At 39.1% G+C, this 7,073-nt stretch carries 7 protein-coding genes; 3 read left to right on the top strand and 4 right to left on the bottom strand.

Translation table 11 applies throughout. The annotated features are described in order from the left end of the window. Positions 1–130: 130 nt before the first annotated feature. The 4 genes from CYP77_RS06095 to CYP77_RS06080 all read right to left on the bottom strand — a co-directional run bounded on the left by CYP77_RS06095 (position 131) and on the right by CYP77_RS06080 (position 4,019). Positions 131–568 (bottom strand): pyridoxal-5'-phosphate-dependent protein, encoded by a 438-nt coding sequence (locus tag CYP77_RS06095; RefSeq protein WP_103566929.1) that lies wholly within the window; start codon positions 566–568, stop codon positions 131–133. A 31-nt stretch (positions 569–599) separates the two neighbouring features. Then, positions 600–1,841 (bottom strand): ArsS family sensor histidine kinase, encoded by a 1,242-nt coding sequence (locus CYP77_RS06090; RefSeq protein WP_103566930.1) that lies wholly within the window; start codon positions 1,839–1,841, stop codon positions 600–602. Beyond that, positions 1,841–2,518, bottom strand: coding sequence for a response regulator transcription factor (locus tag CYP77_RS06085; RefSeq protein WP_002940190.1), 678 nt, complete (start codon positions 2,516–2,518; stop codon positions 1,841–1,843). Before CYP77_RS06085 ends, CYP77_RS06090 begins: the two co-directional genes overlap by 1 nt. 97 nt (positions 2,519–2,615) lie before the next feature. Beyond that, a complete protein-coding gene (locus CYP77_RS06080; RefSeq protein ID WP_103566931.1) occupies positions 2,616–4,019 on the bottom strand; it encodes a Do family serine endopeptidase in 1,404 nt (467 codons plus the stop codon). A 155-nt stretch (positions 4,020–4,174) separates the two neighbouring features. On the opposite strand from CYP77_RS06080, the gene CYP77_RS06075 reads away from it, so the two are divergent. The 3 genes from CYP77_RS06075 to CYP77_RS06065 form a co-directional block, all read left to right on the top strand. Continuing rightward, the gene (locus tag CYP77_RS06075; RefSeq protein WP_103566932.1) at positions 4,175–5,071 is read left to right on the top strand and encodes a DnaJ C-terminal domain-containing protein; all 897 of its coding nucleotides are present in this window, start codon (positions 4,175–4,177) and stop codon (positions 5,069–5,071) included. A gap of 3 nt (positions 5,072–5,074) precedes the next feature. Continuing rightward, positions 5,075–5,449, top strand: a complete 375-nt coding sequence (locus CYP77_RS06070; protein ID WP_021085531.1) for a heat shock protein transcriptional repressor HspR — start codon at positions 5,075–5,077, stop codon at positions 5,447–5,449. Between the two features lie 3 nt (positions 5,450–5,452). After that, positions 5,453–7,073 (top strand): cation:proton antiporter (locus tag CYP77_RS06065; RefSeq protein ID WP_103599716.1); only part of this gene is annotated, 1,621 nt, incomplete at its 3' end.

The raw sequence follows: 7,073 nt of genomic DNA, 5'->3' as shown, positions 1-7,073 counted from the left end.
CTTCTTTGTTAAGAGAGAATAGGTTTAAATTAAAAATACTCTTAGCTCATATAAGATTATAGGTGCAGATAGCGCTAACACTACCTGCTTTTTATTGGATTTTCTAATAAATTATTTTATTAAATTTATCTCAAACGATATCTTCAAAGACTTCAAATTTATCTTGATTTACAAGCATCTCAAGCAAGACGCCGTAGTTGTCTTTTATCTCATCTTGAAGTTTTATAGTAAGCTCTTTTGCATCTTTGCCATCTCTTGGATAGCTCACTACAAGATCGACTGGCTCAGCGTTTAAAAACTCTTGTATGCCAGTTAGTAGCTCGCTAGCACCTCTCTCGTTTGTGCCGTGAAGCACGACTACATAGTGCTCATTTTCTCTTATAACGACGTCAGTTTGTCTTAAAATTTTCTCAAAAATTTCACCGTACTCTTTGCTGTTTGGTAAAGAAAAATATATCAAAGATAAATTTTTCGCATAGTCCTTTACGTTTTTGTAGCGTTTGATTATTGCTATCTCAAGATCGATTATTGATAAAATATCAACTGCTGAGAAGATTTTTGCCGCCATTTTTCACTCCCTTTTATTTACGGTTTTTATTTTAAGCCGCTATTATATCTTGTAAATTCTCAAAAACAAAGACATTCATTCCGTTTTTGTATTCGTAGCCAAATTTTAGCCCATGAGCCTCAAGGATATTGCTAACTATATATAAACCCAGTCCAAAACTTTTTTGCGCGTCCTCGCCCTTGATAAATGGCTGGATGTAAAAGTCAAGATCGTTTTTTAGCTTCTCGCCTTGGGTTATAAATTTCATATGATCCTTGCTAACCATGATATTTACGTGCTTATCGGTTGAATACTTTATGCCATTATCTATCATATTTTTTATAGCGACTGAAAATAGCTTAAAATCAACCATCACCCTAACCTCGTCAAGCTCGCTGATACCAACGTGCTCTTTTTCGATCATCGCTATATCTATCGCCTCGTCAATAAGGTCTCTCATAAGACAAGGCGTCTTATTAGTAAGACCTATTTTTGAGGTTATCTGCTCGATTGCTGCAAGCTCGTTTATCAAATTTTCAAGCTTATGAAAAACTGAGATGAGCCTCTCTTGATTTTTGCTTTTTTCTATCATTTGAGCGGCGATCAGCCCCTTTGTGATAGGCGTTTTTAGCTCGTGCATGATATTTCTTAAGAAAAGATGCCTTGAGTCATTTAGTGCTTTGATCTGACAAACAGCCTCATAAAATGCCTCTGAAACTTCAGAAATTTCATCCTTGCCGTTGCCGACATTTTGCACGCCGTCAAGCTCGCCATTTGCAAATTTAACGATCTGACGCTTTAGCTTTCTAAGCGGTTTTATCTTGTAAATTACAAAGATATAAGCAGCCAGCAAAATGACCGCAACTACGGCAAACACAGCCTTTATCACCTCGTATCTATAAGGCTGAAATTCTTTATCCATCAAAAGCTTTAGCTCGTCTAAATGCTCGATCTTTAGGTAGTGGTGCTTATCATAAAGCAAGATAGCACTAGATCCTAGATCACTTGAAATTTCTTCTAAAACGGCTGCATTTTTTAAAATTTCTTCTTTTTCATTTTTGGCGGTGATCTCTGGCATGTCGATGCTTGAGAGCTGACGGTCATACTGGGCTTTGTTTATGATGCCACCCATGTAGAGCAAATTTGTCCTAGCGACGTTTGAGTATTTGTTATTTAACTCTCTTGTGTAGTTTTGCTTGTCAAAGCCCATAAGCCACAAAAAGGCTAGAAATATCGAAACAAGTGCAAGTCCAAAGATAAACGTTATCGTGATAAATATAGAAGATCTTGGCATCAAAGAACCAACTTATAGCCGATGCCGCGGATCGCGTGGATGTATTTTGGCTCTTTTGGATTTTCATTTAGTTTTTGGCGAATTCTGCCGATGATGACGTCGATACTTTTGTTTGAGCTATCTTCATTTATGCTCTCGCAGTTGTAGATGAGCTCCTCTCTAGTGACCGCTCCACCCTCTTTTTGAAGCAGATATTTTAAGATGTCATACTCTGCCGCGGTTAAATTTAGCACACTGCCTTTAAATAAAATTTCCCTCTCAAATTCTTTCAAAACCAAGTCTTTGTTTAAATTTCTTGCCTCATTTGCAGGGGCGATGCTCTGCCTTCTTAGATGACTTTTGATGCGAGCAAGAAGCTCTTGCGGGTCATAAGGCTTTGGTAGATAGTCATCCGCACCGTTATCCAGGGCATTTACTTTGTCTGTTATATCGTGCCTTGCGCTTGAGATGATTATAGGGATGTTGTGCTTTTTTCTTATCTCTTTACAAACCTCTAGTCCATCCATGCCAGGAAGAGTGAGGTCAAGTATCACTAGGTCAAATTCGCTCGTATTTAAGGTAGATAGTCCGATATATGGCTCCTCAGCCGTCGTCACTTTTATGTCGTAGTTTTCTAGGTATTCAGTTAAAATTTCAGCAAGCTCCATATCATCCTCTATCATTAAAATTCTAGTCATGATCTTTCCTGTTGTAAATTTATTTTTAAGGATTATAGCAGATAAAGGTTTTAAAAATTTAAAAGAGTTAAGAGCTGAAATTTCAGCTCTTAAGTGGTTATTTTATAACAAGACCTTGCATGATGCCACCGCGGTTTATCCACACTAGCGTCTTTTTGCCTTTTGCATTTTTAACTGTGCTTGCAAATGTTTGAAGATCTTTTATGCTCTCTTCGCCAACTTGAACGATCACATCACCTCTTTCAAAGCCAAACTCTTCAGCTTTTGAGCCAGATTTTACGTCAGTTACAAGCACGCCTTGAGTGTCTGGGCTGATCTTATACTTAAATCTTATCTCATCGCTTAGATTACTAACGCTAAGACCTTCGATGATGACGCTTTTTGTAGCATCTTTTGCGTTGTGATCCATATTTACAAGCTTGATTTTTGTATTCATCACCTTATTTGATCGCTCGTAAGTTATATCAACGCTGCTATTTGGAGTTAGTGAGCCGATGAAATTTTTAAGATCATTTGCGTTTTTGATAGCTTTGCCATTTGCTGAAATAACCAAGTCACCTCTTTTTAGCCCTGCCTCATCTGCTGGCATGCCCTGCTCTACGCCACTTATTAAAGCGCCTTCTTTATTTGTATAAAGCTCTTTTTGCTCATCAGTTAAATTTGCTATCGTTACGCCGATAAAACCACGCTCGATCTTACCGTCAGTTATCAGCTTTTTAGCGATATCTTTTACCATATTTGATGGTATGGCAAAGCCTATGCCGTTGTTGCCACCACTTTTTGAAAGTATGGCTGAGTTTATACCAACTAAATAGCCCCTGCTATCAACCAAAGCGCCGCCTGAGTTGCCAGGGTTTATAGAGGCGTCTGTTTGGATGAAATTTTCATATTGATTAAGTCCGATATCATCTTTATTTAGCCCTGAAACGATACCTTGAGTGATGCTCTCGCCCACGCCAAATGGATTGCCTATGGCGAAGACGACGTCCGCGTCAAGCAGCTTTGATGAGTCGGCAAATGTTATCGCATTTAGCCCATTTGCCTCTATCTTTATGACGGCTAGATCAGTCTTTGGATCGCTGCCGATTAGCTTTGCTTTATACTCTTTGCCGCCCTTAGCCAAGGTCACAACGATCTGGTCGCTATCTTCGATGACGTGGTTGTTTGTAACGATGTAGCCGTCATTTGAGATGATGACACCAGAGCCAAGAGAGGTTGTCTTTTCTTTCTCTTTTGGTTTTGCAAAGTTAAATCCAAAAAATTCATTAAAAAACGGATCATTAAACATCTGCTCGATGCCTGCGTTGCTTACTGTTTTTGTAGTCGAGATATTTACAACTGAAAGTTTTGCCTGCGCGACAGAGTCGTAGTATGAGAGCACGCTATTTTTATCGCTTAACGGCGAAACTCTAGTTACATCTTGGTTTGCTTCGTTAAATTTAATATCAGCTCCCATTAGCAAAGAAGCCGCTGCTAATGAAATTAGCATAAATTTTTTCATTTTTTTCCTTTAAATTGAAAATGTCTTGAAATTATAAATAGAGCTTAAAAATAAAATCTTAACGCTTTTTTCTCCTTTGTAAATAAAAATAAACTTGACTTGCATAGACTAAAGTTTTGTGATATAATCCGTGTCAAAAAACATAAGGAGAATATATGAGCGAAAGCTTATATGAAACTTTAGGAGTTTCAAAAGGCGCATCAAGCGACGAGATAAAAAAAGCTTATAGAAAACTTGCTAGAAAGTACCACCCAGACATCAACAAAGACCCTGGAGCAGAGGATAAATTTAAAGAGATAAACGCTGCTTATGAAATTTTAAGCGACGAGAAAAAACGTGCCCAGTATGATCAATATGGCGATAATATGTTTGGCGGTCAAAATTTCCACGACTTTGCCAGAGGCTCAGCCGATATGGGCGATCTAAACGATATCTTGAAAAATATCTTCTCAGGTGGATTTGGCGGAGGCAGCGCTAAATTTAGCGGTGGCTTTGGTGGAGGTTTTGAAGGATTTGAAGGCTTTGGCGGAGGCGGATTTGGCTTTGGAGGAGCTGATCTAGATGTAAATGCCAAAATTTCTATACCATTTGACGTGGCTGTAACTGGCGGCGAACACAAGATAAATTTTAATGGCGAAAGTATCAAGATAAAGATACCAAGCGGCATAGAAGGCGGCGAAAAACTTCGCATAAAAGGCAAAGGCAAGAGTGCTGGCGGTCAAACTGGCGATCTCATACTTGCCATTAGCGTTGAGCCAAGCGACGAGTATGAAAGAGTTGGCGACGATCTATACAAAGATATAGAAATTCCACTAAAAACTATGCTCTTTGGCGGTAAGATAAATGTGCATACATATAAAAAAGATGTAACCATTAAAATCGCTGAGAACTCAAAAACAGGCACGAAGATCCGCTTGAAAGGATACGGCGTGCAAAACAGAAAGAGTGGAATTTACGGAGACCTCTACCTAAAAGCTAGAGTAAAACTTCCAAACATTAGCGAGCTAGACGAGAGCCTAGTAAATGAGCTAAAAGAAAAACTACCGGAGTAAAAAATGCAAAATTATGAAGAACCACTTTTTTTAATAAGCGTTGTAGCAAAGGTTTTAAGCATACATCCACAAACTTTAAGACAATACGAAAGAGAGGGGTTAGTTGAACCCTCAAGAACAGATGGCAAGATGAGGCTCTACTCGCAAAAAGACGTTGATCGCGTCAAAACGATACTAAATTTAACCCGAGAACTTGGTGTAAATTTAGCAGGTGTTGATGTGATACTTCAGCTAAAAGAGAAAATTGACGATTTAGAATCGACTATTGAAGATTTAAATAAAAAATTACACGAAGCTACCAGTCAAACTAGCACCAAAAGATCGCTTGTGAAGAGAAAAAGTAGCTTTGATCTTGTATTTTACGAAGGCAAAAAATAATTTATGGAACAAATTTTAGAAGGCTTCTTACTTGTCGCTGCGATCTCAGTCGCGTTAAATGTCATTTTTAAGAAATTTCAGATACCAACCATCATCGGCTACATCGTAACCGGCACGCTTATATCTGAGTTTTTCAACCTAAAAAGCAACGATGAAATTTCTCATATCGCAGAATTTGGTATCGCATTTTTGATGTTTACGATCGGACTTGAGTTTAGCTTTAAACACCTGATGAGCATGAAAAAAGAGGTCTTTCTAAATGGCGGTCTGCAAGTTTGCTTAAGTGGCTTTGTGATGGGCGTGATGCTTTACTACGCGCTTCATCTAAAGGACGAGACAGCGCTTATCGCTGGTCTTGCCTTTGCTCTATCTTCAACTGCGATCGTGCTAAAAACGCTAAATGATAGTGGCGATGTGAGTAAAATTTTTGGTAGAAAGGCGCTTGGAATTTTGCTATTTCAAGATATCGCCGTGATACCAATACTACTTATGATAGATATGTTTAGCTCGCAAGATGCCTCGATAAATGAGCTCTTACTAAAGACATTTACGAGTGCTGCGATCCTTATAGTCGTGCTATTTTTACTTGGCAAATACGTCATCAACTGGATATTTTACAAGGTCGTTCAGACAAATTCGCAAGAGGTTTTCATAGCTACCATTCTTTTCATGGTCGTTGGCTCTAGCACGCTGGCTCACTTCTTTGGATTTTCATACTCACTTGGCGCATTTTTAGCTGGTATGATGATGGCAGAGACGCAGTACAAGCACCAGATCGAGGTAGACCTCATACCTTTTAGAGACTTGCTTCTTGGACTATTTTTTATAACCGTTGGTATGCAGATAAATTTCGGCGTCGTCATCTCAAATATCTGGCTAGTTCTAGGCCTAGTCTTTAGTGTAATGGTGATAAAGGCGATCGTTGTCTTTGCTATCTTAAACATCTATCTAAAGCGCAGAGTTGCTGCTAAAACCGCACTTAGCGTCTGTCAGATCGGCGAATTTGCACTGGCTGTCTTTGGGCTGATGACTACTAGAAATTTACTAGATGTTCAAACTGCTCAAATTTTCATCGCAGCCTCTGTTATATCGATGTTTGCAACACCTTTTATACTTAAAAAGCTTGACGTTTTAGCTGATCTTGTAGAGCGCGAGGTAGTAGTCGAGTCAAACGAGACCCTAAAGCCACAAAAACTAAAAAATCACATCGTGGTCTTTGGCTATGATAGGCTCGGTCAAGAGGTGGTTTTGAGACTAAAAGAGACAAAGCTTTTATACATCGTGCTTGATAATGACATCAGTCTAGTTGAGCTTGGTAGGAGCCGCGGGGAAAATGTATTTTTAGGAAACGTGCTTCAAAGCGATACTCTTGAAAATGCCTGCCTAAACGACGCAGCAGCCGTTATCATAACAGTTAGCAATGAGCAAAGAGTTGAGCTGATCGCACAAAAGATAAAAGACTACGGAGCAAATATCCAGACTATCATCAAGGCAAATGGCGAGGGTAACAAAGATATCTTTGGCGAGCTAGGTGCAAATTTCCACCTAATAAGCGAAGAGCGCGTCATGGCAAAAACCCTTGTTCACGAAGCCCTTCAATGCAAGATCGACCACGACGTAAGAG

It is taken from the genome of Campylobacter concisus (assembly GCF_002913865.1).
Lineage (GTDB): Bacteria > Campylobacterota > Campylobacteria > Campylobacterales > Campylobacteraceae > Campylobacter_A > Campylobacter_A concisus_AM.
The sequence above is the reverse complement of the archived record's forward strand: the minus strand, read 5'-3'. Positions and strand labels throughout refer to the sequence as shown.

Excerpts from the sequence above, each read along its gene's own strand:
- CYP77_RS06095 (WP_103566929.1), bottom strand. The coding sequence starts at position 568 with ATGGCGGCAAAAATCTTCTCAGCAGTTGATATTTTATCAATAATCGAT.
- CYP77_RS06090 (WP_103566930.1), bottom strand. The coding sequence starts at position 1,841 with ATGCCAAGATCTTCTATATTTATCACGATAACGTTTATCTTTGGACTT.
- CYP77_RS06085 (WP_002940190.1), bottom strand. The coding sequence starts at position 2,518 with ATGACTAGAATTTTAATGATAGAGGATGATATGGAGCTTGCTGAAATT.
- CYP77_RS06080 (WP_103566931.1), bottom strand. The coding sequence starts at position 4,019 with ATGAAAAAATTTATGCTAATTTCATTAGCAGCGGCTTCTTTGCTAATG.
- CYP77_RS06075 (WP_103566932.1), top strand. The coding sequence starts at position 4,175 with ATGAGCGAAAGCTTATATGAAACTTTAGGAGTTTCAAAAGGCGCATCA.
- CYP77_RS06070 (WP_021085531.1), top strand. The coding sequence starts at position 5,075 with ATGCAAAATTATGAAGAACCACTTTTTTTAATAAGCGTTGTAGCAAAG.